Origin of the sequence: Sphingobacterium sp. SGG-5 (assembly GCF_011043525.1) — a bacterium.
In the GTDB taxonomy this organism is placed as follows: Bacteria; Bacteroidota; Bacteroidia; order Sphingobacteriales; family Sphingobacteriaceae; genus Sphingobacterium.
Genome location: NZ_JAAKGO010000047.1, coordinates 1 through 308, shown reverse-complemented (window position 1 = coordinate 308; position 308 = coordinate 1). Strand labels below are relative to the sequence as shown.

Here is a 308-nt window from a genome sequence, read left to right as displayed (position 1 = left end):
CGCCAGCCGTGGTCTTCGGTCAGGTGCCAATGGAACACGTTCAGCTTGTGCATGGAAAGATAGTCGATATATTTCTTGATATAGTCCACCGAGTAGAAGTACCTGCCCACGTCCAGCATCAGGCCCCGCCAGCCGAAACGGGGCCGGTCGACAATCCGCACCGCTGGAAGGGAGACTCTGGAACCGCTTACCCCCGTGGGGATGAGCTGGTAAACGGTCTGGATACCATAGAACAGCCCGTTGCTCTCAGACGCCCGGACGGTGATATCCTTATCGGTAACGGACAGCCTGTAACCCTCATCGCCCAG

Annotated in this window: 1 protein-coding gene; it reads right to left on the bottom strand. The window is 57.5% G+C overall.

Annotated elements, in window-relative coordinates:
- Positions 1-308 (bottom strand): family 20 glycosylhydrolase (locus G5B30_RS17215; protein WP_165321237.1); only part of this gene is annotated, 308 nt, incomplete at both ends.